Source organism: Streptomyces sp. NPDC037100, from assembly GCF_055606225.1.
The window spans coordinates 698,727-725,322 of sequence record NZ_JBVJSX010000003.1 but is presented as its reverse complement, the minus strand read 5'-3'; the positions used below and the strand labels follow the sequence as shown (position 1 = coordinate 725,322).

23 protein-coding genes are annotated in these 26,596 nt (G+C 72.7%); 4 read left to right on the top strand and 19 right to left on the bottom strand.

What is annotated here, in order from left to right:
- Positions 1 to 337 precede the first annotated feature (337 nt).
- The 7 genes from ACZ7EG_RS13345 to ACZ7EG_RS13315 form a co-directional block, all read right to left on the bottom strand.
- Complete coding sequence (locus ACZ7EG_RS13345; protein ID WP_471077080.1) at positions 338 to 2,041, bottom strand: FAD-dependent oxidoreductase; 1,704 nt, start codon at positions 2,039 to 2,041, stop codon at positions 338 to 340.
- Positions 1,951 to 2,991, bottom strand: a complete 1,041-nt coding sequence (locus ACZ7EG_RS13340; RefSeq protein ID WP_471076592.1) for a methyltransferase — start codon at positions 2,989 to 2,991, stop codon at positions 1,951 to 1,953. The genes ACZ7EG_RS13345 and ACZ7EG_RS13340 overlap by 91 nt, the downstream gene beginning before the upstream one ends.
- 196 nt (positions 2,992 to 3,187) lie before the next feature.
- Positions 3,188 to 4,765: an MDR family MFS transporter gene (locus ACZ7EG_RS13335; RefSeq protein WP_471076589.1), complete on the bottom strand. Its 1,578-nt coding sequence runs from the start codon at positions 4,763 to 4,765 to the stop codon at positions 3,188 to 3,190.
- A gap of 213 nt (positions 4,766 to 4,978) precedes the next feature.
- The gene (locus tag ACZ7EG_RS13330) at positions 4,979 to 5,956 is read right to left on the bottom strand and encodes a quinone oxidoreductase family protein (protein ID WP_471076586.1); all 978 of its coding nucleotides are present in this window, start codon (positions 5,954 to 5,956) and stop codon (positions 4,979 to 4,981) included.
- Between the two features lie 155 nt (positions 5,957 to 6,111).
- The gene (locus ACZ7EG_RS13325) at positions 6,112 to 7,089 is read right to left on the bottom strand and encodes a quinone oxidoreductase family protein (protein ID WP_471076582.1); all 978 of its coding nucleotides are present in this window, start codon (positions 7,087 to 7,089) and stop codon (positions 6,112 to 6,114) included.
- 115 nt (positions 7,090 to 7,204) lie between these two features.
- Positions 7,205 to 8,206 carry a methyltransferase gene (locus ACZ7EG_RS13320; RefSeq protein ID WP_471076579.1) on the bottom strand — a complete coding sequence of 334 codons (1,002 nt, stop codon included), beginning with the start codon at positions 8,204 to 8,206 and terminating at the stop codon, positions 7,205 to 7,207.
- A gap of 94 nt (positions 8,207 to 8,300) precedes the next feature.
- Positions 8,301 to 9,857, bottom strand: coding sequence for an FAD-dependent monooxygenase (locus ACZ7EG_RS13315; RefSeq protein ID WP_471076576.1), 1,557 nt, complete (start codon positions 9,855 to 9,857; stop codon positions 8,301 to 8,303).
- Positions 9,858 to 9,968: 111 nt separating this feature from the next.
- On the opposite strand from ACZ7EG_RS13315, the gene ACZ7EG_RS13310 reads away from it, so the two are divergent.
- Positions 9,969 to 10,454, top strand: a complete 486-nt coding sequence (locus tag ACZ7EG_RS13310) for a MarR family winged helix-turn-helix transcriptional regulator (RefSeq protein ID WP_471076573.1) — start codon at positions 9,969 to 9,971, stop codon at positions 10,452 to 10,454.
- A gap of 299 nt (positions 10,455 to 10,753) precedes the next feature.
- Here ACZ7EG_RS13310 and ACZ7EG_RS13305 read toward each other — a convergent pair whose 3' ends face one another.
- The 11 genes from ACZ7EG_RS13305 to ACZ7EG_RS13255 form a co-directional block, all read right to left on the bottom strand.
- Positions 10,754 to 12,394, bottom strand: coding sequence for an FAD-dependent oxidoreductase (locus ACZ7EG_RS13305; RefSeq protein WP_471076570.1), 1,641 nt, complete (start codon positions 12,392 to 12,394; stop codon positions 10,754 to 10,756).
- Positions 12,395 to 12,434: 40 nt separating this feature from the next.
- Entirely contained in the window at positions 12,435 to 13,274 is an 840-nt protein-coding gene (locus ACZ7EG_RS13300; protein WP_471076568.1) for an ester cyclase family protein, read from the bottom strand.
- A gap of 66 nt (positions 13,275 to 13,340) precedes the next feature.
- A complete protein-coding gene (locus ACZ7EG_RS13295) occupies positions 13,341 to 14,303 on the bottom strand; it encodes a GNAT family N-acetyltransferase (RefSeq protein ID WP_471076565.1) in 963 nt (320 codons plus the stop codon).
- 154 nt (positions 14,304 to 14,457) lie between these two features.
- Positions 14,458 to 15,231 (bottom strand): SDR family NAD(P)-dependent oxidoreductase, encoded by a 774-nt coding sequence (locus tag ACZ7EG_RS13290; protein ID WP_471076562.1) that lies wholly within the window; start codon positions 15,229 to 15,231, stop codon positions 14,458 to 14,460.
- A complete protein-coding gene (locus tag ACZ7EG_RS13285; RefSeq protein WP_471076559.1) occupies positions 15,228 to 16,676 on the bottom strand; it encodes an FAD-binding oxidoreductase in 1,449 nt (482 codons plus the stop codon). Before ACZ7EG_RS13285 ends, ACZ7EG_RS13290 begins: the two co-directional genes overlap by 4 nt.
- Positions 16,676 to 17,044, bottom strand: coding sequence for a hypothetical protein (locus tag ACZ7EG_RS13280; protein WP_471076557.1), 369 nt, complete (start codon positions 17,042 to 17,044; stop codon positions 16,676 to 16,678). Before ACZ7EG_RS13280 ends, ACZ7EG_RS13285 begins: the two co-directional genes overlap by 1 nt.
- Positions 17,044 to 17,409 (bottom strand): hypothetical protein, encoded by a 366-nt coding sequence (locus tag ACZ7EG_RS13275; RefSeq protein WP_471076554.1) that lies wholly within the window; start codon positions 17,407 to 17,409, stop codon positions 17,044 to 17,046. Before ACZ7EG_RS13275 ends, ACZ7EG_RS13280 begins: the two co-directional genes overlap by 1 nt.
- 88 nt (positions 17,410 to 17,497) lie before the next feature.
- Entirely contained in the window at positions 17,498 to 18,046 is a 549-nt protein-coding gene (locus tag ACZ7EG_RS13270) for a class I SAM-dependent methyltransferase (RefSeq protein WP_471076551.1), read from the bottom strand.
- A 235-nt stretch (positions 18,047 to 18,281) separates the two neighbouring features.
- A complete protein-coding gene (locus ACZ7EG_RS13265) occupies positions 18,282 to 18,692 on the bottom strand; it encodes a Pycsar system effector family protein (protein WP_471076549.1) in 411 nt (136 codons plus the stop codon).
- Positions 18,693 to 18,756: 64 nt separating this feature from the next.
- The gene (locus ACZ7EG_RS13260) at positions 18,757 to 19,464 is read right to left on the bottom strand and encodes a TIGR03943 family putative permease subunit (RefSeq protein ID WP_471076547.1); all 708 of its coding nucleotides are present in this window, start codon (positions 19,462 to 19,464) and stop codon (positions 18,757 to 18,759) included.
- Positions 19,461 to 20,678: a permease gene (locus ACZ7EG_RS13255; RefSeq protein WP_471076545.1), complete on the bottom strand. Its 1,218-nt coding sequence runs from the start codon at positions 20,676 to 20,678 to the stop codon at positions 19,461 to 19,463. Before ACZ7EG_RS13255 ends, ACZ7EG_RS13260 begins: the two co-directional genes overlap by 4 nt.
- 182 nt (positions 20,679 to 20,860) lie before the next feature.
- Between ACZ7EG_RS13255 and ACZ7EG_RS13250 the strand changes: the two genes are divergently transcribed.
- A complete protein-coding gene (locus tag ACZ7EG_RS13250) occupies positions 20,861 to 22,753 on the top strand; it encodes a potassium channel family protein (RefSeq protein ID WP_471077077.1) in 1,893 nt (630 codons plus the stop codon).
- A 143-nt stretch (positions 22,754 to 22,896) separates the two neighbouring features.
- Here ACZ7EG_RS13250 and ACZ7EG_RS13245 read toward each other — a convergent pair whose 3' ends face one another.
- On the bottom strand, positions 22,897 to 24,765 hold the full coding sequence (locus tag ACZ7EG_RS13245) for a S9 family peptidase (protein ID WP_471076543.1): 1,869 nt from the start codon (positions 24,763 to 24,765) through the stop codon (positions 22,897 to 22,899).
- A gap of 102 nt (positions 24,766 to 24,867) precedes the next feature.
- Here ACZ7EG_RS13245 and ACZ7EG_RS13240 point away from each other — a divergent pair, with 102 nt between their 5' ends.
- Positions 24,868 to 25,692, top strand: a complete 825-nt coding sequence (locus tag ACZ7EG_RS13240) for a class I SAM-dependent methyltransferase (protein ID WP_471076541.1) — start codon at positions 24,868 to 24,870, stop codon at positions 25,690 to 25,692.
- Positions 25,693 to 25,790: 98 nt separating this feature from the next.
- On the top strand, positions 25,791 to 26,585 hold the full coding sequence (locus tag ACZ7EG_RS13235; RefSeq protein WP_471076539.1) for an SURF1 family protein: 795 nt from the start codon (positions 25,791 to 25,793) through the stop codon (positions 26,583 to 26,585).
- Positions 26,586 to 26,596 lie beyond the last annotated feature (11 nt).

The following is a 26,596-nucleotide window of genomic DNA, read 5'->3' as shown; positions in this document are numbered from 1 at the left end:
ACCTTCGCGCGAAACGCACCTCAAGGGGCGCGGGGAACTGCGCGGCCAACCCCCACCGGCCCACAGCCACCCGACAACCACCTTCGCGCGAAACGCACCTCAAGGGGCGCGGGGAACCGCACGACCAACCCCCACCGGCCCACAGCCACCCGACAACCACCTTCGCGCGAAACGCGCCTCAAGGGGCGCGGGGAACCGCACGACCAACCCCCACCGGCCCACAGCCACCCGACAACCACCTTCGCGCGAAGCGCGTCTCAAGGGGCGCGGGGAACTGCGCGGCCAACCCCCACCGGGCCGCAGCCGCTGGGCAACCCCGCACGCACCCCCGTCGCGCCTAGACCCGGTCCAGAATCCCCCGCAACGCGGCGATCGCCGCCTGGTCGACAGGCCCACTGCGCCCCGCGGTCGTACGCCACCCCACGAACCCGTCGGGCCGCACCAGAACCGCGCCCCCGGCCAGCAGCCCGTAGCGCCGCCGGAAGGACCCGTCCTGGTCCCACAGCCGCGTCCCCCGTCCGATCCGCACGACCTTCAGACCGGCCCCCAGCCGCGCGGCCTCCTGCTCCACCGCCCCGGTCCACCGGCCCGCCGCTTCGTCCACGAGCAGGGTGAATCCGTCGCCGTACAGATCGACGACCGACACCGGTCCCTCGGGCCCGGCGAGTTGCAGATGAGGTGCGCGCGCCCCGGGCCGCGCCGAGGGGTGCGCGGGGTCCTCCACGATCGCGTCGGGCGCCCCCTCCTCCGCGGCGAACGCCCCGGAGCGGTAGCAGTACCCGAAGGTCATGGTCGTCTCGTCGACCAGTTCGGCGGCGACCTCCTGGTACTGCTTGCCCTCCCGCACCGCGAACCGCAGCATCGCCTGCCGCACGGTCTCCTCGGCCACCGGCCGCCGCTCGGCGTCGTAACTCTCCAGAAGCCCGGGGCCGGCCGTGCCGGACAGCACCAGTGCCAGCTTCCAGGCCAGGTTGTACGCGTCCTGGATGCCGGTGCTGGCACCGAACGCCCCGGTGGGCGGCATCACGTGGGCGGCGTCCCCGGCGACGAACACCCGGCGGGTCGCGAAGGTGTCCGCCACACGCGCGGAGATGTCCCACGCGGGCATGTCCACCGACTCGATCTTCAGCGGCAGGTCGGGCACCCCGACCGCGGCGCGCACCAGGGCGGTGCACCGTTCCTCGGTGAAGTCCTCGGCGCGCTGGCCCTGTTCGGGGAAGAAGGAGACGTTGATGACCCAGCGGCGGTCGTTGTCGATGGGGATGATCGTGCCGCGCACCTCGGGGTTGTTGACGTACGCGGCGATGATCCGGCGGCCGCGCAGCGCTTCGGTCAGGTCGGCCTCGAAGAAGAAGCTGACGAGGTTGGTGATGGTGCCGCGGCCGTGTGCCCCGATGCCCAGCATCTCGCGCAGCGGGCTGCGGCTGCCGTCCGCCGCGATCACGTACTGCGCGTGGATCTGCGAACTCTCCCCGGCGGACAGGTCGGTGACGCGCACCAGGACCCCGCCCCCGTCCTCCTCGTACTCCTCGATCGCGTCGACCCGGGTGGAGAAGCGGACGTCCGCCCCGGCCTCGACGGCCCGTTCCCGCAGGATCGGCTCCAGCTGGTTCTGGTCGATCAGCGTCCACTGGGTGGGGCTGATCCGGCCGATGTCCTCCGGCGAGGCGCTGGGCATCCGTACGCGTTCCTTGCCGGCGAGGCTCTCGACGTGCACCAGGTCGGTGTTGCCGGAGATGGGGGAACGCCCGGCTCGTACCCGCTCCTCCATGCCGACCGCGCGGTACAGCTCCATCGTCCGCGGGTTGATGGCACGGGCCTTGGGATGGGTGGAGGTGTCCGGGTGGCGTTCCACCACGGTGGCGCTGACACCGTGGTGGGCGAGGAAGACGGCCGCGGACAGTCCGGTCAGCCCGCCCCCGACGATGAGAACGGGGGTCCGGTGCGACGTCATGCTGCCTCCTTGTGGGCGGTGACCAGGGTGTGGGTGCCGAGCAGGGGCTGTGCGTCGCCGTCGGTGAAGCCGGCCCCGCGCAGCCAGGCACGGCAGTCCGCGATGCGGTACTCGGAGCCGTCGGGGCTGACCAGTCGCATGTGCAGGCTGCTGAGCAGCCGCTCCGGGTCGCTGCGGTCGTCGTCGATCATCCGGTCGTAGACGAGGACCGTGCCGCCGGGCCGCACCGCCTCGAAGACCCGGCCGAGCAGCTCGCGCCGCCGGGCGGTGTCGAAGCCGTGCAGGATGTGGCCGAGGACGACGACGTCGGCCGGCGGGATCGGGTCGGTGAAGAAGTCGCCGCCGGCGAAGGCGACCCGGCCGGTCAGGCCCAGGGCCTGGATGTGCTCGGTGAACAGCGGCCGGGTCCGCTCCAGGTCGAAGCAGGTCGCCTTCAGGTGCGGGTGCTCCCGTACCAGGACGGCCGCGAGGTTGCCGCGGGCGCCGCCGAGGTCGACGAAGGAGGAGTGGCGGTCCCAGTCGAGACGCCGGGCGAGTTCGGCGCCCATCCGGTCGCTGTACGCGTCGAGTCCCGCCAGGAAGCGCTTCATCTTGGCGGGGTCCTTGTGCCGGTCCCCGACGAAGCCGCCCTTGTCCGGGTCGAGGTGCTGCGGCTCGCCGGAGCGCATCGCCTCGGTGAGCCGGCCCCAGGTGCCGTACAGGGTCTCGTTGGTGAGCTCGACGAAGCCGCCGAGGTACGAGGAGGAGTCCGGCACCAGATAGGCCTGCGCCAGCGGGGAGTTGCGGTAGCCGCTGTCCGTCCGCTCCAGCAGACCGAGCCCGGTCAGCGCGTCCAGGAAGTCCGGGACCATCCGGTGGTGTGTCCCGGTGCGCCGTGCCAGTTCGGCGGCGTCGGCGGCGCTTTCGGCCAGGGCGCCGAACACGCCGAGGGTGACGGCGCTGTGCAGCACCTTGGCGGCGCAGTCGGCGATGGTCAGCCGGATCAGTGGTCCGGGGTCGACCGCCGGAGCCGTCTGCGGGTCTTCGGTCGTTGTCACACGAGCCTCCTGGTCTGCCTCTGCCTGTTTCTCGGCCTGCGTCCTGCGTCGTACGGCTGTGCAGTGCCGACGATGGTCGCGAGCCGTCGATTCGGGCTCGAAGGGCGCTGAAGGGCGGCCCGGGGCACGGCAGGCCGACGCACGAGAGCCGCCGTCCCGTGCGGGACGGCGGCTCTCCATCGGCGGGTGGGGAAGCTCAGTTCCCCTCGGCGGCCACCTCGTGGTCCTGGTGGGGCTCACCCTGGTGCTCCCCGCGCAGGGGGAGGTTCTTCATCGTCAGGGCGGCCAGCAGCCCCAGCACGAGGACCGGTACGGCGGTGAGGAACACGGGGGTGAGCGCGGCGGCGTACGCCTGTTCCACGGCGTTGCGCACGGGCTCGGTGAGCCGGTCCAGTGTCTCGGTCGAGCTCAGCGCGTCGTGGTCGATGCCGCGCAGGGCGCCCGGGGCAGTCCGGTCGGCGATCTCCTCGGTGAGCCGGTTGTAGAAGATCGAGGCGAACAGGGAGATGCCGACGGTGGTGCCCAGTTGCCGGGCGAAGGCCACGGTGGCGTGGACCGCGCCGATGTCGTTGCGGGGTGCGGTGTTCTGCGCGGCCATGGTGAGAACCTGCATGTTCAGTCCGGCGGCGACGCCGAAGACCAGCATGTAGGCGATGACCACGGCACGGGGGGTCCCGGTGTCCATGGTGGCCAGGAGCAGTGCCCCCGCGATGCCGATGGCCATGCTGAGCACGGGGTACCACTTGTAGCGCCCCGTCTTGGTGATCACCGCGCCGCTGACGACGGAGGAGGCGACCAGTCCGAACATCATCGGCAGCAGCACCACTCCGGACATGGTGGGGCTCGCGCCCGTGACCACCTGGATGTAGATCGCCAGGAAGTTGACCGAGCCGAGGAAGACGATGCCGGCCGCGACGCTCACCAGCACGCTGACGCTGAAGGTGGAGTCGCGGAAGAGGTGCAGCGGGATGACGGGTTCGGGGGCCCGGCGCTCGGCGGCGACGAACGCCACGGCGAGCAGCACCGCCGACGCGGCGAGCCCGAGGATCCGCCAGTCCAGCCACTCGTACTTCACACCGCCCCAGCTCGCGGCCAGGGTGAGCGCGACGATGGCGGCGCTGAGCAGGACGAAGCCGGTGTAGTCGATCCGCGCGACGCGGTCGGCGCGGGGCAGGTGCAGGCAGGTGGAGACCAGCACCAGGATCACGATGCCGACGGGCAGGTTGATCAGGAAGACCCAGTGCCAGCTCAGCAGGTCGGTGAGAGCGCCGCCGACGGCGGGCCCGGCCAGCGCCGCGAGGGCGAAGACGATACCGAAGAGGTTGAAGTACTTGGCGGCCTCACGCGGGTTGAACAGCTCTCCGATGATGGCGAGCACGGAGACGAAGAGGCCGCCGGCGCCGATGCCCTGCACGGTGCGGAACAGGATGAGCTGGTCCATGGACTGGGCGGCGCCGCTCAGCGCGGAGCCGGCCAGGAAGACCACGACGGAGATCAGGAAGATCTTCTTGCGGCCGAAGAGGTCGCCGAGCTTGCCGTAGACGGGCGTGGTGACGCTGGCGGCGATGATATACGCGGTCGTCACCCAGGCGAAGACGTCGAGACCGCCGAGGTCCCCGACGATGCGGGGCAGCGCGGTGGCCACGATCTGCGAGTCCAGCATGGCCAGGAAGACGGCCAGCAGGCAGGCGGTGATGACGGGTTTGATCCTGGTCTGGGGTGGGGCGCCGACGGTCGTGAGCGGGCCGTCTGCCCCTGTGGTCCGGGAGGGCACGGTGATTCGCCTTTCGGGCTGGAGTGGGTGCCATCCCCGTCCCGCGGGCCGTGGCCGGCCGGCGTCGCTGCGGTGTGGGATCCGTCAGGGGATTGCTGTGGACTGCGCCGTACGGCACGAGAGCTCTCGTGCCGTACGGCGAGTGGCCGGTCGCGAACGGGGGAAGTCGCGACCGGCCACGAGGGTCGGAGGCGGTGGGTCGCCGGCCCCGCGTCAGGGGACGAGGACGACCTTGCCGAGCTGGGCCCGGGCCTCCATGAGTTCGTGCGCCTTGACGGCCTCGTCGAGGCCGAGCCGCTCGTGGACGATCGGGCGCACCTTGCCGGTGGCGATCATGTCGAGCAGGTCACGCTGTCCCGCGGCGATGGCCTCGGGCTTGTTGTAGAGCATGGCGTACAGGGCGAATCCGGCCACGGTCTTCATCCGGCTGAGCATCAGCGGGTGGATGGGCTGGATGTCGCCGCTGGCCGAGCCGTAGAAGACCAGCCGGCCGAACTGGGCGGTCAGGGCGATGGACTTGGTGAGGATGTCGCCGCCGACGGTTTCCAGGACGACGTCCACACCCCGGCCGTCGGTCGCGGCCCGGACCTGGTCGTCCCAGTCGTCGTCGGTGTAGTTGACGGTGACGTCGGCACCGAGGTCGCGGACGAAGTCCAGCTTGGCCTGCGTACTGGCGGTGGCGATGACCTTGCCGGCGCCCATCGCCTTGGCGATCTGCACGGCGAGGTGGCCGACACCCCCGGAGGCGGCGTCGATCAGGATCGACTCTCCGGCTCTGAGCTGACCGGACTCCTTGATGGCGTGGTACGCCGTCTGGGCCGGGCTGGGCAGCAGGGTGGCCTCGGCCGCGTCCATGGTGTCCGGGATGGTGATGGCCCAGGCGGCGTCGGCGGTCACGTAGTCGGCATAGGCACTGTGGTCGACGTCGACGACGACACGGTCCCCGACGCCGAGGGTGGTGACGCCCTCGCCGAGTGCCTCGACGACGCCGGCGACATCGCCACCGGGGGCGCCGGGCAGCGTGGCGTGGCCGCCGATCGGGATGCCCTGGCGACGCTGGACCTCGGCGAACGTGACACCGACGGCCTCGGAGCGGATCAGCACTTCGCCCGGTCCGGGCTGCGGCTTCTCCGCCTCTTCGACACGCAGCACCGAGGGGGCGCCGTGCTCGTAGTGGCGGACGATTCGCATGGTGTTCTCCCAACTAGGAGGTGTTGTCGAGCCGCGGAGGTCGTCGCGCGGCTCCGCCCAGGGATCCGGGTTACATGGTGTGGGGCAATTACATGCTGTCATGCATGCACTTGTCAACCGCACATCAGTGATTCGATGCACGGCATCAGGGTGTGTCAGGGAACGAGCACCACACGGCCGAGCTGGGAGCGCGACTCCATCAGCTCGTGCGCGGCCGCGGCGTCCTTCAACGGCAGCTCGGCGTGGACGACGGGACGGACCTTGCCGGAGGTCACCATGTCCAGCAGCTCGCGGGCGCCCTGGGCCATGACGTCCGGCTTGCCGCCCATCACGCCCCACATGCTGAAGCCCATGACGATGCGGTTGTCGAAGATGTCGGCGACGTCGATGGCCGGCAGCTCGCCTCCGGCCGCGCCGTAGACGACCGTCCGGCCGAACTGGGCGGTGAGGTTGACGGACTTGGTGAGGATGTCCCCGCCGACGGTCTCCAGGGCGACGTCCACGCCCCGGCCGCCGGTCGCGGCACGCACCTTCTCGTCCCAGCCGTCCTCGCTGTAGTCGACGGTGACGTCCGCGCCGAGCGAGGCGGCGAAGGACAGCTTCTCCGCACCGCGGGCGGCGGCGATGATCTGGCCCGCGCCGAGCGCCTTGGCCATCTGGACGAGCAGATGGCCGATGCCGCCCGCGGCGGCGGTGATCAGCACGGTCTCACCGGGCTGGAGCTTCGCCGCCGTGACGATCACGTGGTAGGCGGTCTGGCCGGGGATGGGCAGCGAGGTGGCCTGGCCCGCGTCGATCCCCTCGGGGACGGCGAACAGCCAGTCGGCCTGGGTGACGACGTACTCGGCGTACCCGTCGGCGGCGACGCCGGTGACCACGCGGTCACCGACCTTCACCTGGTCGACGCCCTCGCCGAGCTGCTCCACGACACCCGCGACGTCACCGCCGGGCGAGCCGGGAAGCGTGGCGGGACCGCCGACCGGGATGCCCTGACGGCGCTGGCACTCGGCGAAGTTGACCCCGACCGCCTCGGCGCGGATCAGCACCTGGCCGGGTCCGGGGGTGGGCTTTTCGGCCTCTTCGAGCCGCAGCACCGAGGGGGCACCGAACTCGTGGTGTCGGACGATACGCATGGACGTACTCCTTCTTTCTTTTCCTTGTTGTCTCTGTCGTTCGCGTGCGGGCAGGACGGGGGAAGTCCTGTCAGGCCTGCCTGCACGAGAAGGGGGTGGGGGAGAGCGAGCCGGATCAGGCCCGGGTGAGTTCGACGAGTGAGCGCACCGGTCCCAGGTCGACCACGCGGCGCAGGGCGAGCCCGGCACCGGCGGCCAGCTCGCGCAGCTGCTCGGTGGTGCGCATCCGTCCGCCCAGGTAGATGAGCATCCGCAGGTCCAGATCCGTCTGGTCGGTCTGCACGTCGAGCAGACCCTCCAGGACCATGACCCGGCCGCCCGGACGTACGGCCTCGGCGCAGCGCCGGAGAATCTCGACCGCCCGGTCGTCGGGCCAGTTGAGCAGGACGTTGGACAGCAGATACACGTCGCCGTCGGCGGGCAGTGGGTCGAAGAAGCTGCCGACCACCGACCGGCAGCGTTCCTGGAGGCCGGCGGCCGCGAAGTCCCGCTCGGCCGCCGCGGCGGGCGCCTCCAGGTCGAGCAGTGTGCCCCGCGCGCCCGGGGTGGCGTCGATCACGGCCGCGAGCAGGTCACCGCTGCCGCCGCCCACGTCCACGACATGGCGGACGGTCTGCCAGTCGCCCTGGGCCAGCAGTTCGGGGACGACCCAGCGCATGCTCGCCGCCATCCGCCGGGCGAAGGCCTCCGCGAGCGCGCCGTCGGACTCGACGTCCGTCCAGAACTCCTGCCCGTACAGCGCGGAGTAGACGGGTCCGCCGGTGCGCACGGCATCGAGCAGGCGGAACACCGCGGCCTCGCCCCGGCCGGTCGGGCCGTCCAGGCGGAGCCAGTCCCGGCCCGACTGCGGGACGTCGTCGCGCAACAGGACACCGAGGTCGGTCGGTTCGTAGCCCCCGTCGGGGAGCGTGCGGTAGATGCCGGCGTTGACCAGGTGCCCGAGGAGACGGCCCAGGGCGGTCGCGTCCGCGTTCACCTCCCGCGCCAGCGTCTCGACCGTGACCGCTCCGGCGGCCATGTGGTCGGAGAGTCCGAGGGTGGCGGCCACCCTGATGGCCATGGGGGTGATCAGGTCGCTCTTCTCCAGTAACTCCTGCGACCAGGGGGGATTGCTCACTGCTTCCTCTCACGTGCACAAGCGATGTGGGGGGTGGGGAAGGGGCCGTAGCGGCCGGAGGGAGGCGCCCCCTCCGGCCCTTCCGGCCTCTTCGTCAGACGGTGCCGAACCAGGTGGTGACGGCCGCGGTCAGCGATTCCCGCAGCTCCGGCTCCGGCATGTCCCGGTCCGCGGCCCAGGCGACGTAGCCGTCGGGGCGGACCAGCAGACCGGCCAGCTGCGGCTCTTCGGCGCACTCGGCCCGGACGTGCTGGAGCCGGCCGGCCCAGGAGACGCCGGCGGCCCACTTCTCGTGGACCTGGCCGATCAGCGAGTCGCCGGTCAGGTCGAGCAGCAGACCGGTGCCGCGCTTCAGGTACTTGGGGAGGGGCCGGACGCCGTCCTCGGTCCTCAGTTCCAGGTCGCGGGCGAAGTCGCCGAGCAGCCGGTGCTCGGGGCCGTCGAGCGCGTAGCGGACGGTGACGCCGCTGAGCATCTCGGCGAGGTACCGGTTCACCTGCTCGGTGCGCATGAGGTCGGTGAACAGCTCGCGCAGCGGGGTGACGTACGGGTCCGGGTTCATCAGCGCGATCTGGGCGCGGGTGTTGGCCAGCACCTTGCGGGCCGGCGCCTGGCGCTCCCGGTCGTAGCTGTCGAGCAGGTCCTCGGGAGCCCAGCCGTGCACCGCGGCGGCGAGCTTCCAGCCGAGGTTGAAGGCGTCCTGGAGACCGAGGTTGACGCCCTGGCCGCCGACCGGGAAGTGGGTGTGGGCGGCGTCGCCCGCGATCAGCAGCCGGCCCTCGCGGTAGCGGTCCGCCTGGCACGCGGAGTCGGTGAAGACGGAGAGCCAGCGCGGCGCGTGCGCACCGAGGTCGTCGCCCCAGATCTCGCGCAGGCTGGCGGTCAGCTCGTCCAGGGTGAGCTCCGCCCCGGGTTCCCGGTCGGCCTCGAAGTCGAACGTGGAGACGCGGTGGTAGGTGTCGTCGAGCGGCACACAGAACAGCAGGCCGCGCTCGGTGCGCTCCATGCCCATGGGGGCGTTCTCGCGGTCGGCGAGGATCACGTCGCCGAGCCGGGCGGTGACCCGGCCGCCGGTGCCGGGGAAGGCGATGCCCGCCTCCTGCCGGACCAGGCTGCGGCCGCCGTCGCAGCCCACGGCGTACCGCGTGCGCAGCGTGTAGGTGCCGTCGGGGCCGGTCACCTCGGCCTCGACGCCGTCGGCGTCCTGGCGTATCGCGGTGACCTCGTGACCGCGCCGGATCTCGGCGCCGAACTCGGCGGCACGCTCCTCCAGCAGCCGCTCGGTCCGGGTCTGCTCGGAGAGCAGGGCGTAGCCGTGGGCGCTGTCGAGGGTGGAGAAGTCGACCCACTCGTCGAGGCCGGCGAAGTGACCGTTGTTCCAGGAGCGGGCCCCCTCGCGGAACCTCTTGAGCAGGCCGCGCCGGTCGAGGGACTCCAGGGAGCGGGCGTGCAGCCCGAAGGCCTTGGAGTGCGGGGTGCGCTCGGGCAGCCGCTCGAGCACGACCGCCCGGACGCGGGCGATCCGGAGCTCCGAGGCGAGCAGCATGCCGACGGGGCCCCCGCCGACGATCAGCACGTCGAAGTCGACGTCGGTGTCGTAGGCGATCTCGACGTCGCGATCGGAGTGCTCGGGTGGCACGGACTGGGACATGAGGTTCCCCCTCGATAGATGTTCGCTTACAGGTATATGCTTAATGTCATGCAGTCGATTGAGAGCATACAGATGCTCGTCTGCCGTAATCAACTCGCTTAGAATGCGGACATGGACACTTCGACTCAGCCCCCGCCGCGGGCAGCGGATCTGCTCGACGCTGTCGGTCCCGCCTTCTCCCGACTGCGGCGTGCGCAGGTGCTGAATGTGGAGAAGCAGGTGTCCCGCAAGGACTTCACCAGGACGCTGGTGCTCAACATCGTGCAGGACGGGCCCGACCAGGAGGGCCAGGAGATCACCGTCGGTGTCGTGGGCGAGCGGCTCGCGGTCGACCCCTCCGTGGCGAGCCGGATGGTCTCCGACTGCATCTCCGCCGGTTATCTGATCCGTGCGGCCTCGCAGCGCGACGGCCGCCGTACGATCCTGCAGCTCACCCCGGAGGGGCACGAGACGCTCGCGCGCTTCCGCCGCCACCAGCGCGCGGCCTTCGAACGCATCACCCAGGACTGGCCGGAGGACGAGCGGCTCGAATTCGCCCGCCTGCTGATCAAGTACGTGGACTCCGTGGGCGAGTTGCAGCACGACGGCTCCGCGTAGCCGGCGACGGGCGGGCCGGGTGCGGTCGTAGGGCGTGGGCGGGTGGGTCGTCACTGGTCGCGCCCCGCGGCGGAGCCGCCTTTCGACGCTGTCCCGCACCCCTGACCGGGGCGGGCGGGGAACAGCAACCGCCGGGCCGAGGACGCCCCCCGCCACCCCGGCCCGGCCCGCGACGCACCCCCGGACGCTGGGGCCCCCGGACGCTGGGCGCACCCCCGGACGCTGGGGCCCCCGGACGCTGGGCGCACCCCCGGACGCTGGGCGCACCCCCGCCGAAGCGCGGATGCGCCCGGGGCCTGTCAGCCCCGACCGAGCACGCCCCTGAGGACCGCCCCCAGCGCCGCTGCCTCCGCACCCCCGGGATCCGCGCCCGGTGACCGCCAGGCGACGACTCCGTCCGGCCGTACCAGCACGGCCCCTTCGGGGCGCACACCGCCGTAACGCTCGGACCAGCCGCCGTGCGGGTCGGCCAGCGTGCCCGCCCCGGCGTCCGTCCCCGGCACCACCCGGCGGGCGGTGAGTTTCACGCCCAGCTCGGCGGAGACGGCGACGGCCGCCGAGATCCACTCGCGGCCCATCTCCCCGGTCAGCAGGACGAAGTCCCGCCCGAACAGGTCGAGGGTGGACACGGGTTCACCGCCGCGCACGAGCTCCACGTACGGCGCCCGGGTGCCCGGCGCCCCGCGCAGCGCCCGCGGATCGGAGGCCACCGGGAGGTCCGCGCCGCCCGGCTCCGCCACCACCGCGGCGGACCGGTAGGCCTGGCCGGACGTCACCGTCACCGCGTCCGCGACGGCCGCTCGCTGCTCCGCGGTCGCGCTGCCGGAACGCAGGGCGAGCTGGAGGGATCCCTGCTCGGCCGTGTAGACCGCCACGGGCCGTCGCTCGGCGTCGTACGTCTCCACGAGACCGGCCCCCGCGACGCCCCCGACCACCAGGGCGAGCTTCCAGGCGAGGTTGTGGGCGTCGGCGATACCGGTGTTGGCCCCGTAGCCGCCGGTCGGCGGCACCACATGCGCCGCGTCCCCGGCCAGCAGCACCCTGCCGTGCACGAACCTCTCGGCCACCTGCTCCGCCATGTCCCAGGGGAAGCGCGAACGAATCGTCACCTCGACCCCCGGCGCTCCCACCGCGGCCCCCACCAGCTCGGCACAGCGGTCGTCGGTGAAGTCCTCCAGGCTCTCCCCGTCCTCGGGCCGGTACCCGACGATGAGCGTGCCCCCGGTCAAGGTGTCGTCATGCACGAGGATGCCCGTGACCTGGGGGTTCTGCACATGGACCACGCTGTAGCGGCGGTCCCCCAGCACCGGGCGCAGATCCGCGCCGAACGCGATGCTGACATGGCGGGACAGCACCCCGCGCCCCTGCCGGGGCACCTTCAGCGCCTCCCGGACGGTACTGCGCGGCCCGTCGCAGGCCACCAGGTAGGAGCTGCGGAAGGTACGGGTGCCACCGGCGCCGTCGTCGAGAACGGCGGTGACCCCCTCCGGGTCCTCCGCGAAGGACACCAGCTCCGTACCGAACCTGAGGTCCGCGCCGAGCTCCACCGCCCGGTCCCGCAGCAGCGGCTCCAGCCGGTCCTGCGGCAGCAGGAGCAGCCGGGACGGGGTGAGGTCGCCCAGATCGTCGTCGCCCTCCAGCTCCTCCTTGCTGAACAGCACCTCACCGGCCAGCGAGGTCACTCCGGCCCGGGTGCGGTGCGTGGCGAAGCCGGACGCCTCCCGTACGGCGGCGTCCTCGACCCCTGCCTGCCGCAGCAGCTCCCCGGTACGGGGGTAGTAGCCGACGGCCCTCGGATGGATGGACGTGCCCGGATGGCGTTCCACCAGGGTGCACCGGACCCCGTGCCGGGCCAGGAACACAGCGGTGGACAGCCCGACGAGGCTGCCGCCGACGATCAGTACGGGTGCGCTGTCGGAACGGTCGGAAGCGGAGGTCATCACACGGTCCCTCTCTGGGTGATCAGGCTCGGGCACAGGTTCACGGGGTCGGCAGTCCGGCCCGTCCCAGGGCCAGGTAGTCCACGACCTCCCAGTGCTCCGCGACCTTCCCGCGCTCGATCCGGAACTGGTCGCAGGTACGCATCTCCAGAGGCAGCCCGGAGGGGCCGCCTCCGCTCCACGCGCCGGTGAGCGTGCCGGTCCAGGTCACGAAGACCATCACCCGGTCGTCGGCGGCGACGATGTGGTCCACGGTGGTGACCAGGTCGGGGAAGGCGGCGATGTTGTCGGCGAAGAACGCCTTGAACGCGTCGAGCCCGTCCGGCACCGCGTCCGTACGCATGTTGTGGTGCCGGTAGTCCTGGTGGTAGTAGTGCTCGGCCAGGTCCAGCCGGTGCTCGCTGAAGACGTCGCGATACGCGCCGAGCACCAGCTCCGCGTTGGCCCGCTCGGTGTCGCTGTGCGGGCCGTGCAGACCGGGGGCGGCCGGCTGACCGCTCCGGTCCGGTCCGCCGTCCACGCCGTGCGCGACGAGCACGTCGCGGTCCACCACGTTCCAGTGCTCGGCGGCCCTGCCGTCCGCCAGACGGTACAACTCAGCGGTGTGCAACCGGAGTTCGGCGCCCGACCGGGAGCGTCCGGTCCAGGTCGCGAAGAGCATCACCCGGTCGTTGCCGGCCACCAGGTGGTCGACGTCCGCGCGCAGCGCCGGGAACGTACGGTCCGACGTCCGCCAGTGGGCCGGGTCGTGCTCGACGTGGTCGGCGTGGAAGAAGCGATCCGCCTCCTCGAAGCGGCGCTCGCGGTAGAGCGTCCCGTACAGCTCGCGGATCAGCTCGGCGTTGCGGGTGCGCTGCCCGGCAGGGATCACGGTGGTCATGGGTTCCTCTCGCTCGGCTCTCGATCGGGACTCGGGGGTCGGGGCGGATCCGGGGGTGCTGACCGCTCAGGCCTTGAGCGCGTAGGTCGACCAGTACGAATCGGCCTCGAAGCCGAGCTTCCGGTTGAGCGCGACGACAGCCGTGTCGGCGGTGTCGTTGAAGACCTGGACCAGCGCGAGCCGGCTGTTCTCCCGGGCGGCCCCGAGCAGCAGCTCGCTCTTCAGCCAGGTGGCGAGACCGCGCCGCCGGTGCTGCGGCAGCACCAGCGTCTCGCCGCCGTCCGCCATCGGGCTGTCGCGCACGAACAAGGTGGCGTACCCGACGATCGCGGTGCCGTGCTCGGGCAGCGCCGCCACCACGTGGGGCAGATGCCCGGCCCGCTCCGCCTCGGCCTCCCGCGCCCGTACGTCGTCGGCGGAGGGACGCCGGATCCTGGCCTGGCCGTTGACCCGCTCCTCCAGCCCGCTCCAGGCCCGCGCGTAGGACTCCACCAGGTCGTCGGGGCAAGGCCCCCGCCACGCCACCAGGCGGTACCCGGGCACCGGCCGGGCCGCCGCGGCCCGGAGCACCGCCGAGGCGGGCCCGGCCGGACGGAGCCGATGGCGCACGCTCTCGCCGATGAGTTCGGCTCCGAGCCCGGCCGCGAACCGCTCACCGGCCACCGCCCTCGGAGCGTCGGCGAGCAGCAGGTCCCGCCCCCGCTCCCGCAGCGCCGCCAGCCCCGCGGCCGCCAGCGCCCGGCCGGCACCGCGCCGCCGGAAGCCGGGGAACACCCACAGCGAACCGTGTCCCGGCCCGCTCGGGTCGCCCAGATCCAGCCCGAGCTTCAGCACACCGGCCGGGGTGCCGCCGTCGTACGCGGCCAGCACGATCCGTTCCGTCCCGTGCCGCCGCTGGAACAGCCGCGCCAGCAGGGCCTCCGTCACCGGCGGGTCCCCGGGCAGTTCCAGACTCATGGTCTCCCGGAACCCGGGAAGCAACGCGGCGATGGTCGCCGGCTCATCGCCGTCGAGGCTACGAATCTCCATGCCCCACACGGTGACCCGGGCCTCTCGAAACACCGTCCAGGACAACTCGACACCGGGCGCAAGCACCGGCCGGAAAAGGGGGCGGGCCCCGCCGCACTCCCAGATCCCTGGAATGCGACGGGGCCCGTACCGGGGCGGACGCCGGTCCGGCCCGTCAGGCGCCGCCCGTCACGCGGAGCGTCTCGCCGTTGGTGTTGCCGTTGGCGGCCGAGCCGAGGAAGGTGACGGCCCGGGCCACGTCCTCGGGAGCGGACATCCGGCCCGACGGCAGGGTCTTGCCCTTCTCCTCCAGAAAGCCCGGGGGCACATGCGCCCGCACGGTCTCGGTGCTGGTCTGGCCGGGCACCACCATGTTGACCAGGATCCCGTCCGGCCCCAGCTCCCAGGCCAGGCTGCGCATCAGCCCGAAGAGCGCGGACTTGCCCGCGCCGTAGGCCCCCGCCCCGGCCTTGCCGGTGTCCGCGAGGCCCGCGCCGAGCAGCACGATCCGGCCCCACGGCCGTCCGCGCATCCACGGCAGCACGGCCTGGAGCGTGTGGAACACGGCATCGACGGACGTGCGCAGCACCTCCTGCCACTGCTTCGCCGGGACGTCCTCGAAGCGCGGCACCGGCTGCCCGGGCCGCGGGATCGCCTCGCTCCAGACCACCGCGTTGGCCACCAGCACGTCGATGCCGCCCCACTCCTCGGCGACCCGCCCGACGGCGTCCCGTATGCAGCGCTCGTCCGCGAGGTCGTAGCGCACCACCAGCGGTGTCCCGCCCGCCTCGGTCACCAGCCGTGCCGTCTCCCGGGCCCCGTCCTCGTCGCTGTGGTACGTGATCGCGACCCTGGCCCCCTCCTCCCCGTACGCCACGGCCGTCGCCCGGCCGATCCCCGAGGAGGCGCCGGTGACCAGCACGACCTTGTTCCGCAGATCCGTCCTCATGAGTCCACCTCGGTCGTCGGGGCACGGCCGATGCTCTGCGCGTGCCGGAAGAAGTCCTCCGGGTCGTAGGCCCGCTTCGCGGCGCGCAGCCGGGTCCGGTTCGCGCCGAAGTACTCCGTCTCCCAGTCCTCGCCCACCCGCGAGCTGGGGAAGTTGATGTACGAGCCGCAGGCGAGCGGCGTGAGTGCCGCGGCCGCACGGTCCGCCAGCGCGGTCAGCCGCGCCGGTGCCGCCGGGTCCGTCACCGCCTCGCGGCAGGCGAACTGATAGCCGACCAGGAACCGCGCGTCGCGGTGCGCGTAGGCGGTCGCGCCGCCCGGCACCCGGCTCGCCGCACCGCCCAGGGCGATGCACAGCAGATAGCGCTCCTGCCCCGCCGCGTCGAGCGCGGGGTCCCAGGCGTCGAGCAGCGCCGCCGACTCCGCCCGGGTCGCGGACCGGCCGGTGAGCCGGTAACTCTGCCGGGTGGACGGGTGGCGGTGCCCCTCGGCCTCGGGCCCGGTGCCCGTACGACGGCACCGGGACACCGACTTCGAGCCGCACAGCGCCTCGTGCATCACCTCGGCGTAGCCGCCCCGCGCACCGACGGTCCTGCTCAACGGCTTGCACCCGGCCCGCTCCACCAGCTCGTCCAGCCCGTCGCGCAGCGCCTCGTCCGGCCCCAGGTGCACCCCCCAGACCCGGACCACCGGACGCCCGCCGGGCCCGAACATGCCCGGCAGCACGACCAGGGAGGTGCCGAGTTCGTCGGGGCCGTCGACGGCCCACTCCTGCCAGGCCGTCAGCACCTCCACGGCGTCGTCGAACGCCCACAGCGTCTCGAAGCCGGTCAGGGCGGGCGCGTCGATGGAGCGCACCTCGAACTCCGTGACCACCCCGAAGGTGCCTCCGCCGCCACCGCGCGACGCCCAGTACAGGTCCGGCTCCTCCGTGGGCGAGCAGCGGACGGTCCTGCCGTCCGCGAGCACGACACGCGCCGCGGCGACCCGGTCGCTGCCCAGCCCGAACTTCCGCGTCTGCCAGCCGATCCCGCCGCCGGTCAGGAATCCGCCCGCGGCGACCGTGGGAAACGTCCCGGTGACGAGCTGCCGCCCCTGGGTCCGCAGGGCGTCCAGCGCGTCCAGCGACTGGACGCCCGCCCCCAGCCGCACCACGGGCCCCTCGGCGACGACGTGGTTCATCCGGGACAGGTCGACGACCAGCCCCTCACCGGTCGACCAGCCGTTGAAGCTGTGACCGCCGCCCCGGACGTGCAGCCGCACCCCCCGCTCCCGGGCGTACCGCACGCACAGCGCGACATCCCGCTCGGAGGCGCAGTACGCGACGGCGTACGGCTCGATCGTGTCGTACTCGGTGTTCTGAAGCTGCCGGGCCAGAGCGAAGCCCGCCTCGTCCGGCAGAACCAGGTCCCCGTCGAGCCGGTCCCGCAGCGCCGCCGCCCGCATCAGTCGTCGATGCCGAACTTGCCGGCGGTCACCTTGGACCCCGCGTGCCCGCGCAGCTTGGTGCCCTGCGGGTCGAAGAACTCGGCACCGCCGGTGCCCTGCCACTCGGTGTCCGAGACGAACTCGCCCGACACCCGCACGTGTGCCTCCCCCACGTGGTTGCCCTCGGGGTCGGCGGCCAGGATGTGGAAGCCGTACTCGAAACTGTCCGGGCCCGTGACACGCCAGGTGCCCAGGCCGATGTTCTTCGTGTTGAGCTGGGTGGAGACGACCGTGCCGTCCGCCGAGAAGCTGACGAGCCCGGGGACCGCCTTGCCGTCGTCGTCCAACTGCGTGGTCCAGGTGCCGACCAGTCGTACGTCGCTCATCACAGATCTCCTCGATTCTCCGGGAAAGCCGGTGGAACTGGCGGAACAGGGCGAGTGGGTTGCCCGGGCCAGGCTTCCGGCCCGCTCTCAAGACCCGCTCGAAACGCCCTGTAGCCGGACTGCCCGCCGGACTGCCCGCCGGGCTGCTCCTGCCGCGGCGGCACGCACACGGGCCCGAACTCCGGGTGCCAGAGCACGGCCACGTGCACGGAGCCGAGGGCCACGAGCGCGCGGTACGCCGGCAGCAGCAGGTAACGCACCAGCCCTCGCCAGACGGCGCGCGGGGCGGTGACGCGAGGCGGGACGGTCTTCTTGTCGGGGTGTCCCTCGGGCAGGAACTCCGGATCGAACGGACGAAGGGACACGGCACTCCTAGAGGGCGGCCGGCGCGGATGCGGTCAGGCGGCGCGCATGCGTCAGTCGAGACGGATGCGGTCAGGCGGCACGGAGGTGTCAGGCGGCTCGGACGGCCATTTCCACGCCGCCGTCGAAGGGAAGGGGCAGCGACACGTAGCCGCCGCCGGAGAACCGGACATGGGCGAGGAACTCCGCGCACGGCGCCGGCACGTCCCGCACGCCGAGGGCCACCACCACCGCGCCCGGCAGCATCCTGGGTTCCACCAGCTTCAGCAGCCGCAGGAAGGACTCCGGCGGGCCGCCGAGCAGCAGCAGGTCCACCGGCCCGGGGACGGTCGCCAGCGACCGCTCGGGACGACCCACCCGTACGTCCGCGTACCGTCCGAGTCCGGCCTTCTCGACCGCCGTCGCGGCCGCCTCGGCACGTACGGCTTCCGGCTCGCAGCAGATGACCCGGCCGTGCCCGTTCTCGCTCATCGCGGCCGCGAGCCCGGCGGTGCACGAGGCGTACGGGCAGCCGATCTGGAGCACGGTCAGCGGCCCGGCCGCCAGCACCAACTGGCGAAGGAGGGTTCCGGTGGCGGCTTCGAAGGACGGAACGGCAGCTTCCGCCGCAGGGTCGGTACAGGAAACGGCATTGGGCATGCGGAACTCCCCGTCACGAGTCTCGAGACGTTCGCGGTCTCTTCGCCGAGAGTTACAGATGCCGTCCCCACGAGCGACGGCCCTGGATACCTTCGCGAGCGAGACTCCAGCCGCACTCCAAACCGGGTCGGAGCGGCTTCCCGGGGACGGCACATCCCCGGCCCCGCGGGTCGGAGCGGCTTCCGGGGGGGCACATCCCCGGCCCCGCGCGCCGGTCGGTGATCCGGCGGGCAGCCTAGGAGAGCACCCCCGCCAGCGTCCCCGCGAGGGTCAGGGCGAGGAACGCCGCCCCCCATGTCATCGCGTGCCGAATCCGGCGGTGCTTGACGCGGGTGGTCCGGGTCAGCAGCTGCGGCGGGATGTCGGCGGTCGGGGCCGGGTGGGGCGTCCTCGCCAGGCTCAGCAGGACCAGGGACGGGGCGCAGGCCGCGCAGCCGGTCCAGAGGAGGAGCTGGGGGACCGCGGCGTACTGGGCGGGGGTGATGACCCCGGCGGTGATCGCGGTGAGGAGCGCGGCCAGGGCGGCGCCGAGGGTGGCCAGGGTCAGGCCCGCTCGGTGGTCGGCCCTCGCCAGTTCCTCGCGGGCCGCCTCGGGCGGAAGCGGCCGGCCGAGGTCCGCCGTGCGCTCGCCTCGGAGTGTGGTCATGCCTACCCCTCGCTGGTCAGCGGTGTCGTCCGATTACCCCAAAAAGACTGCTCCACACCGCAGTTCAGGAGTTCCACGTCTCGTCGTACGGGTCGTGCGGTGTGGGGACCGGCCTCGCGGTCGTCACCTCGAGGTAGGGGATGGGGCCGTTGTTGACGGGGTCCTTGGTGCGGCGGGGGGTGTAGGTGCCCGTGATCTCCAGCCAGGTGTCCGGCCTCAGGACCGGTGGGGTGTTGCCCGTCAGGGCGATCTTGACCGGCTGGGCGTCGGCGGCGCAGCAGTTGAGGCCCATGCGGGCCAGGTAGGGGGCGCCCGTCCGGTCCAGGGTGACGAAGCCGGTGATCTTCAACTCGCGGTCGTGGAGGGCGCGGCCGTCGTCGTAGATCGCGCGGCCGGCGTAGTCCGCCACGGCCAGGCGCAGGGGCGCGTCGCCGGTGGGGAGGGCCGGAAAGCCGAAGGGTTTCGTCAGGGCCGTACCGGTGTGCGCCGCGCTGTAGGAGCCCAGGGCCGGCGGGGCGACCAGGATCAGGGCGAGGACCGGGAGCGTGAGGAGCCAGGAGACGCGGGGTTCGCGGTGGTGGTCGTGCGTGGGGGCGCTGCGGCGGTCGTACCAGAGGGTGGCCGCCGCCGTGGCGATCAGGACCGCGCCCGCCAGGAGGACCAGGGGGCGCAGCCCCTCTTTGACGTAACGCAGGTAGAGGTCGGTCGTGGCGGCGTGCAGGAGGGTCGCGCCGAGCAGGAAGAGGAGGGCCGTCTGGGCCAGGCGGTTCACAGCAGGACCGTTCCGGTCAGGGCCGACACGACGACGGCCAGGGCGAAGGTCGCGGGGGCGAAGCGCAGGGCGAAGGCGCGGCCGAAGGTGCCCGCCTGCATCGCGAAGAGCTTCAGGTCGATCATCGGACCGACGACCAGGAACGTCAGACGGGCCGTCAGGGAGAACTGGGTCAGGGACGCCGCCACGAACGCGTCCGCCTCCGAGCAGATGGAGAGCAGGACGGCCAGGACCGCGAGGACCAGGACCGACAGCACGGGGTGGCCGGCCGCGAGGCTCAGCCACTGCGCGGGGACGACCGCCTTCAGGGTGGCGGCGGCCATCGCGCCGATCACCAGGAATCCGCCTGCGTGCGTCACGTCGTGGCGGACCGAGCCCCAGAAGGCCGCTCCCCTGCCCTGCCCCTCGTGCGACGCGCGGGCCGGGGGACGGAGCCAGTCCGTGCGGCCGAGGCGGTGCCAGAGCCAGCCCATCGAGCAGGCCACCAGCAGGCTCGCGACGAAGCGGGCCAGGACCATCTCCGGGTTGCCGGGGAACGCCACGGCCGTCGCCGTCAGCACGATCGGGTTGATGGCGGGCGCCGACAGGAGGAAGGCCAGGGCCGCCGCCGGTGTGACCCCGCGGCGGACCAGAGCGCCGGCCACCGGCACGGACGCGCACTCGCAGCCCGGCAGCACCACGCCCGCCGCGCCCGCGACCGGCACCGCGAGGGCCGGGTGCTCGGGCAGAGCCCGGGCGAAGAACGACGGCGGCACGAACACCGCGATGGCCGCCGACAGCAGCACCCCGAGCACCAGGAACGGCAGCGCCTGGACCATGACCGCGACGAACACCGTCATCCAGCTCTGCATCACCGGTGCGGCCAGGGCACCGCGGATCGGGTCCTGGAACATCACCGCCGTGAGCAGCAGAAGGGTGAGCAGGAGGGGCGAGTTGAGATACCGGGCCTCCTCCTTGCCCGGGCCGGTCCCGGCGTCCCCGCCCGGACCCGTATCGGAATCCCGCCCCGGGCCCGCCCCGACGTCCCCACCCGAGCCCGTATCGGCTACCCCGCCCGAGCCCGTATCGGCTACCCCGCCCGAGCCCGTATCGGCGTTCCCGCGAGGGCCCGTATCGGCGTTCCCGCGAGGGCCCGCCCCGGTGCCCCTGCCCGGAGCCTTCTCGGCGTCGTCGCGCTCACCGCTGTCCTGCGGGGCTCTGTTCGTGATGGCCACGGGCCCGGTACCTCCGGTGGTGCGCGAGGGCATTGCCCATTCCCTCCCCATTCGTACGGGCGGCGACGGCCGGGCGTTCACACCGCACCGGCCCCTTCTGGAACCGGCCGTCCCGGTGAGGCAGTCTTCTCCTCGTGGGGAGCGTTCCGAACCAAGGTCAGCCGAGTGATCCGGCCACGCACATGATCGTGTGCGGTGACGACGGCCTCGCGCACCGGCTGGCCGCCGAACTCCGCGGCGTCTACGCCGAGCAGGTCACGCTGGTCGTGCCGCCCTCCGGCAGGCGGGTGCGGCAGCCCGTGGTCGGACGGGCCCGGGCCGCCTCCGCCGCGCTGCTGGACCGGGTCGTGAACGCAGCCGTCAACCGGACCGGCGCGAGCGGCGAACCGGTCGCGAACGAACAGCTCGTGGAGGCACCGGAGATCACCGAGGCGGTGCTCACCGAGGTGGGCGCCGACCGGGCGGCGGCGCTGGCTCTCGTCTTCGACGACGACGAGACCAACATCCGCGCCGCGCTCACGGCCCGCCGGCTCAACCCCCGTATCCGCCTCGTACTGCGGCTCTACAACCGGCGGTTGGGGCAGCACATCGAGGAACTGCTGGACCAGACCGCCGCCGTCGCCTCCGGGGACGGTCAGGGAGCGGGTATCGACGCGTCGACGACGGTGCTGTCCGACGCCGACACGGCCGCGCCCGCACTGGCCGCCACCGCGCTGGTCGGCACCAGCAAGGTCGTTCAGACGGAAGGGCTCGTGCTGCGGGCGGTGGAACGGCAGCCGCCGCGGCCGGGCGAGGTGGCCGACCCGGGGCTGTGCACCCTGGCGCTGCTGTCCGCGACGAGCAACGACCCGGCCGGCGCGGACGGTTCGGAGGGCAGCGGAGAGCTCGGGCCGCAACTCCTGCCCGACGAGGCGGCCGTGGCGTCGGCGACCGGGCGCGGGACCGTGGTTCTGGAGCAGGTGTCGTACTCCGGGCCGTCCCTTCCCGCCGGGCGGGCCGGTGTGCCGCCGTTCGCCTCGTTGTTCTCGCGGCGGTTGCGGTGGTCGCTGGCCGGCCTGGTGGGCTGTGTGCTGGCGCTCGCCGTCGGGTTGATGATCGTGACCGGCGCGCATCCGCTGTACGCGACGTACATCACGCTGCTCGATCTGTTCGGCATCAACGATCCCGCGTTCCACGAGTCGACGGGACAGCAGGTGCTGCAACTGCTGTCCGGTCTGGTCGGATTGCTGCTGCTGCCGGTGCTGCTGGCCGCGGTGCTGGAAGCGCTCGGCACGTTCCGCAGCGCGTCCGCCCTGCGCAAGCCGCCCCGGGGGCTCGGCGGGCACGTGGTGCTGCTCGGGCTCGGCAAGATCGGGACGCGCGTGCTGACGCGGCTGCGGGAACTGAACATCCCCGTGGTGTGCGTGGAGTCCGATCCGGACGCGCGCGGGATGGCCACGGCGCGGCGGCTGCGGGTGCCGGTGGTGCTCGGTGACGTCACGCAGGAGGGCGTGCTGGAGGCCGCGAAGATCCACCGCGCCCATGCCCTGCTGGCGCTGACCAGCGCGGACACGACGAATCTGGAAGCCTCGCTGTACGCGCGGTCCGTACGGCCCGACCTGCGGGTCGTGCTGCGGCTGTACGACGACGACTTCGCCACGGCCGTGTACCGGACGCTGCGGGCCGCGCACCCGTTCGCCCTGACGCGGAGCCGGAGTGTGTCGCATCTGGCCGCGCCCGCGTTCGCCGGAGCGATGATGGGGCGGCAGATCCTCGGGGCGATCCCGGTGGAGCGGCGGGTGCTGCTGTTCGCCGAGGTGGAAGTGGCCGGGCATCCGCAGCTGGAGGGGCGGACGGTCGGGGAAGCGTTCCGGGCCGGTGCCTGGCGGGTGCTGGCGCTCAACACGTCACCTCCCGGGGGGCGCCGGGGAGAGGCCGAGTCCCCGGGTGAGGAGCGACTGCCGGCTTCGGGGCTGGTGTGGGATCTGCCTCCCACGTATGTGCTGGGGCCCGGGGACCGGGTGGTGCTGGCGGCGACGCGGCGGGGGCTTGCGGATCTGCTGGGGCGGAGACGGCGGGAGCGGGCCGGGGCGTGACGCCGAGCGGTGTTCACGGCTCGGCGTCACAAGGTGCCCCGGTCGGTGCCGGGCCCGGTTGCGAAGCAGCCCTGGGGGCGCGGGGACCTGCGCGGATCAGCCACACCCCACCCCCAGCCGCCGAACCACCCCCGCCTCCAGAGCTACTGGGCGCCCGGCACCCCCTTGAGGTGCCGCTCCGCGAACTCCAGCTCCAACCGCACCTGCTTGATCCGTTCGTCCACCACCAGCGACCCGTGCCCGGCGTCGTAGCGATACACCTCGTGCACCGCGCCCCGCGCCTCAAGGCGCTTGACGTAGTTCTCGATCTGCCGGATCGGACAGCGTGGGTCGTTGACGCCGGCCGAGATGTAGACCGGCGCCTTGACCCGGTCGACGTAGGTGAGGGGGGACGAGGCCTCGAAGCGGTCGGGGACCTCCTCGGGGGTGCCGCCCAGGAGCGTGCGGTCCATCGCCTTCAGCGCTTCCATCTCGTCGTGGTACGCCGTGACGTAGTCGGCGACGGGCACCGCCGCGATGCCGAGCGTCCACGCGTCGGGCTGGACGCCGAGGCCGAGGAGGGTGAGGTAGCCGCCCCAGGAACCGCCGGTGAGGACGAGGCGGTCCGGGTCGGCGATACCGGAGCCGACGGCCCATTCACGGACCGCGGCGATGTCCTCCAGTTCGATGAGGCCGACGCGGTGCTTCAGGGCGTCCGTCCAGGCACGGCCGTAGCCGGTGGAACCGCGGTAGTTGACACGGATCACCGCGTAGCCGTGGTCCACCCAGGCGGCGGGGCCCGCCGCGAAGGAGTCGCTGTCGTGCCAGGTGGGACCGCCGTGGATGTCGAAGACCGTGGGGAGCGGTCCGGTGCTGCCCTGCGGCTTCTGGACGAGGGCGTGGATGCGGCCCCCCGGCCCCTCCACCCACACGTCCTGCACCGGCACCGAACCGGGCGACTTCATGCCGGGCGGGTCGAGCACCACACCGCCCGCCGTGGAGCGGACCGCCGACGGCTCGGCCGCCGAGGACCACAGGTACTCCACGCTGCCGTCGGGCCGGGCCGTCGCGCCGGAGACCGTGCCCGGCGGGGTCGGGATCTCCGTCAGGGCGCGGCCGGACAGGTCGTAGCGGAACAGCTCGCTGCGGGCCTCGAAACTGTGGGCGATGAGCAGACCGCTGCCGTCCGGGTACCACTCGGCGCTGACGTCGCCCGGCAGCTCCAGCGCCAGGTCCGTCTCCTCGCCGGTGGCCACGTCCCACACCAGGGGCTCCCAGCGGCCGCGGCGCTGGTGGCCGATGAGCAGGCGCGTGTCGCCGTCGACGGGTGCGAAGCCGAGGACCTCGAGGCCCAGCTCGCGGGTGCCGCCCTCGGTGTCGTCGAGGTCGGCGACCGCCGTGCCGTCGGGGCGCAGGACACGCAGCGCCGAGTGCATCGCGTCGCCGTGTTCGGTGTGCTCGACGGCGATGAGCGAGCCGTCGTGGGAGAGGTCGCCGACACCGGCCGACTCGCGGTGGCGGTAGATCTCCGTCGGCTCCTCGCCGGTGCGGACGAGGTGGATGGTCGTGCCGTCCTCGTCCGTGGAGCGGCCGACGACCGCCGTACGCCCGTCGCGGCCGAGGGCGAGGCCCGCCGGGTAGGAGGGCTCCAGGCCCGCGGCGGCCGGTTCGTCCGCGCCGCCCTCGAAGGGCTGGCGGCGCCACACGCCGAACTCGTCGCCGTCCTTGTCGTCGAACCACCAGATCCACGCGCCGTCCGGGGACAGCACGCCGTCCGTCGTGCCGTTGGGCCGGTCCGTCACCTGGCGCTGCTCGCCGGTCGACCGGTCCCAGGCGTACAGCTCGTACGTCCCCGTGGCGTTCGAGACGAACAGGGAGCGGTCCGGCGCGTCCTCCGCCCAGTCGGGCAAGGACACCCGGGGCGCCCGAAAGCGCTTCTCCCAGTCCGGCATCCCCTCCTGCCGTCCCGCCCGTACCGCTTGCTCGTGCTGGTCCCGCTGATCCCGCTCGTCGGACCCGTTGCTCTCAGTCATGGCCCCATACTGCCCGCCCCGGCCGACAATCCGCTCGCGAGGTCCCCAGCCTGTGGATAACCTCCACCAGTCACCCCTCCCACCAGGTCAGGAGTCCCGGCCATGTACTCCCCCGCCCCCGCCGACTGGAACGAGGCCAACCGCGCCCACTGGGACGAGCGCGTCCCGCTGCACGTCGCCGGTGACTTCTACGACCTGGACGCCTTCCGGGCCGGTCAGGACCCCTTGCGCGACTTCGAGCTCGCCGAGGTGGGCGAGGTCGGCAACCGCTCTCTGCTGCATCTGCAGTGCCACATCGGCCTCGACACGCTGTCCTGGGCCCGGCACGGCGCCGCCCGCGTCGTCGGCCTGGACTTCTCCCGACCCGCGGTCGGCCTGGCCCGCGGTCTCGCGCGCGACCTGGGTCTCGGCCCGGACCGGGCGGAGTTCGTGGCGGCGGACGTGTACGACGCGGCGGCCGCGGTCCCGGACCCGTCGTACGACATCGTGTACACCGGCGGCGGCGCGTTGTGCTGGCTGCCCGACATCGGGCGCTGGGCGGCGACCGTGGCGTCGCTGGTGGCGCCCGGCGGGTTCCTCTACCTCGCCGAGTTCCACCCGCTCACCGACGTCCTCGACGACGAGACCGGTTCGCGGATCGTGCACGACTACTTCGCCCGCGACGCCTGGATCGAGGAGAGCGCGGGGTCGTACGCGGCCGAGGACGCCGAGTTCACCCACGGCCGGCGGGTGGAGTGGCAGCATCCGGTCGGCGAGGTCGTCTCGGCGCTCGCGGCGGCCGGGTTGCGGATCGAGTTCCTGCACGAGCACGACGTGTCGCTGTTCCGGCGGTTCGAGAACTTCGAGCGGCGGGACGGCTACTTCCGCTTCCCCGCGGGCCGGCCGCGGATTCCGCTGATGTACTCGATCCGGGCCCGCAAGGACTGACCGCAGGGGGCTTCACGGCCTCCGGAACCGGCCGCCGGGCCCGCTGCGTCGCCGACCCCGCGGGCCGGGGCCGCCCGACAGCCCCGTACCGTGGGGGTGTGTACCGGTTTCTGCTGACGCCCCGATGGTGGGGGATCAACGTCTTCGTGCTGTTGTCCATCCCCTTCTGCGTCTTCATGGGGTCCTGGCAGCTGGGCCGGTTCGAGGACCGGGTGCGGGACCATCGCACCGCGACCGAGCAGGTCTCCGAGGCCCGGCGCGAGGCGCCCCGGCCCCTGAAGGACATGCTGCCGGTGGACAAGGCGACCTCCGGGAAGCTGGTCACCGCGAGCGGGCGGTACGGCAAGCAGCTGCTGGTGCCCGGGCGGGAACTCGACGGCAAGCAGGGCTTCTACGTGCTGACGCTGCTGCGGACCGACTCGGGTGAGGCGCTGCCGGTGGTGCGCGGATGGCTGCCCGGGGCTCCCGGCGCGGCGAAGGTTCCCGCCCCGCCGTCCGGTGAGGTCACGATCACCGGGGCGCTGCAGGCGTCGGAGACGCCCGGCGACAACGGAGTCAGTGCGCAGGGCGGCCTGCCGGCCGGGCAGACCGCGGCGATCAGCGCGGCGTCCCTGGTCAACCTGGTGCCGTACGACGTGTACGACGCGTGGGTCACCCTGTCGAAGGGCGACGCGGGGATGAAGGCGGTGCCGGCCGCCGCGCCGCCGGATTCGGGCCTGGACCTGAAGGCGTTCCAGAACCTGGGCTACACCGCCGAGTGGTTCGCCTTCGTGGGGTTCGTGATCTTCATGTGGTTCCGGCTGCTGCGGCGCGAGGTGGAGTTCGCGCGGGACGCGGAGCTGGGTCTGGTCGCGGACGAGGAGCCTGTCACGGTGGACGCCGCTGCGAAGTGAGCGGCGCCTTC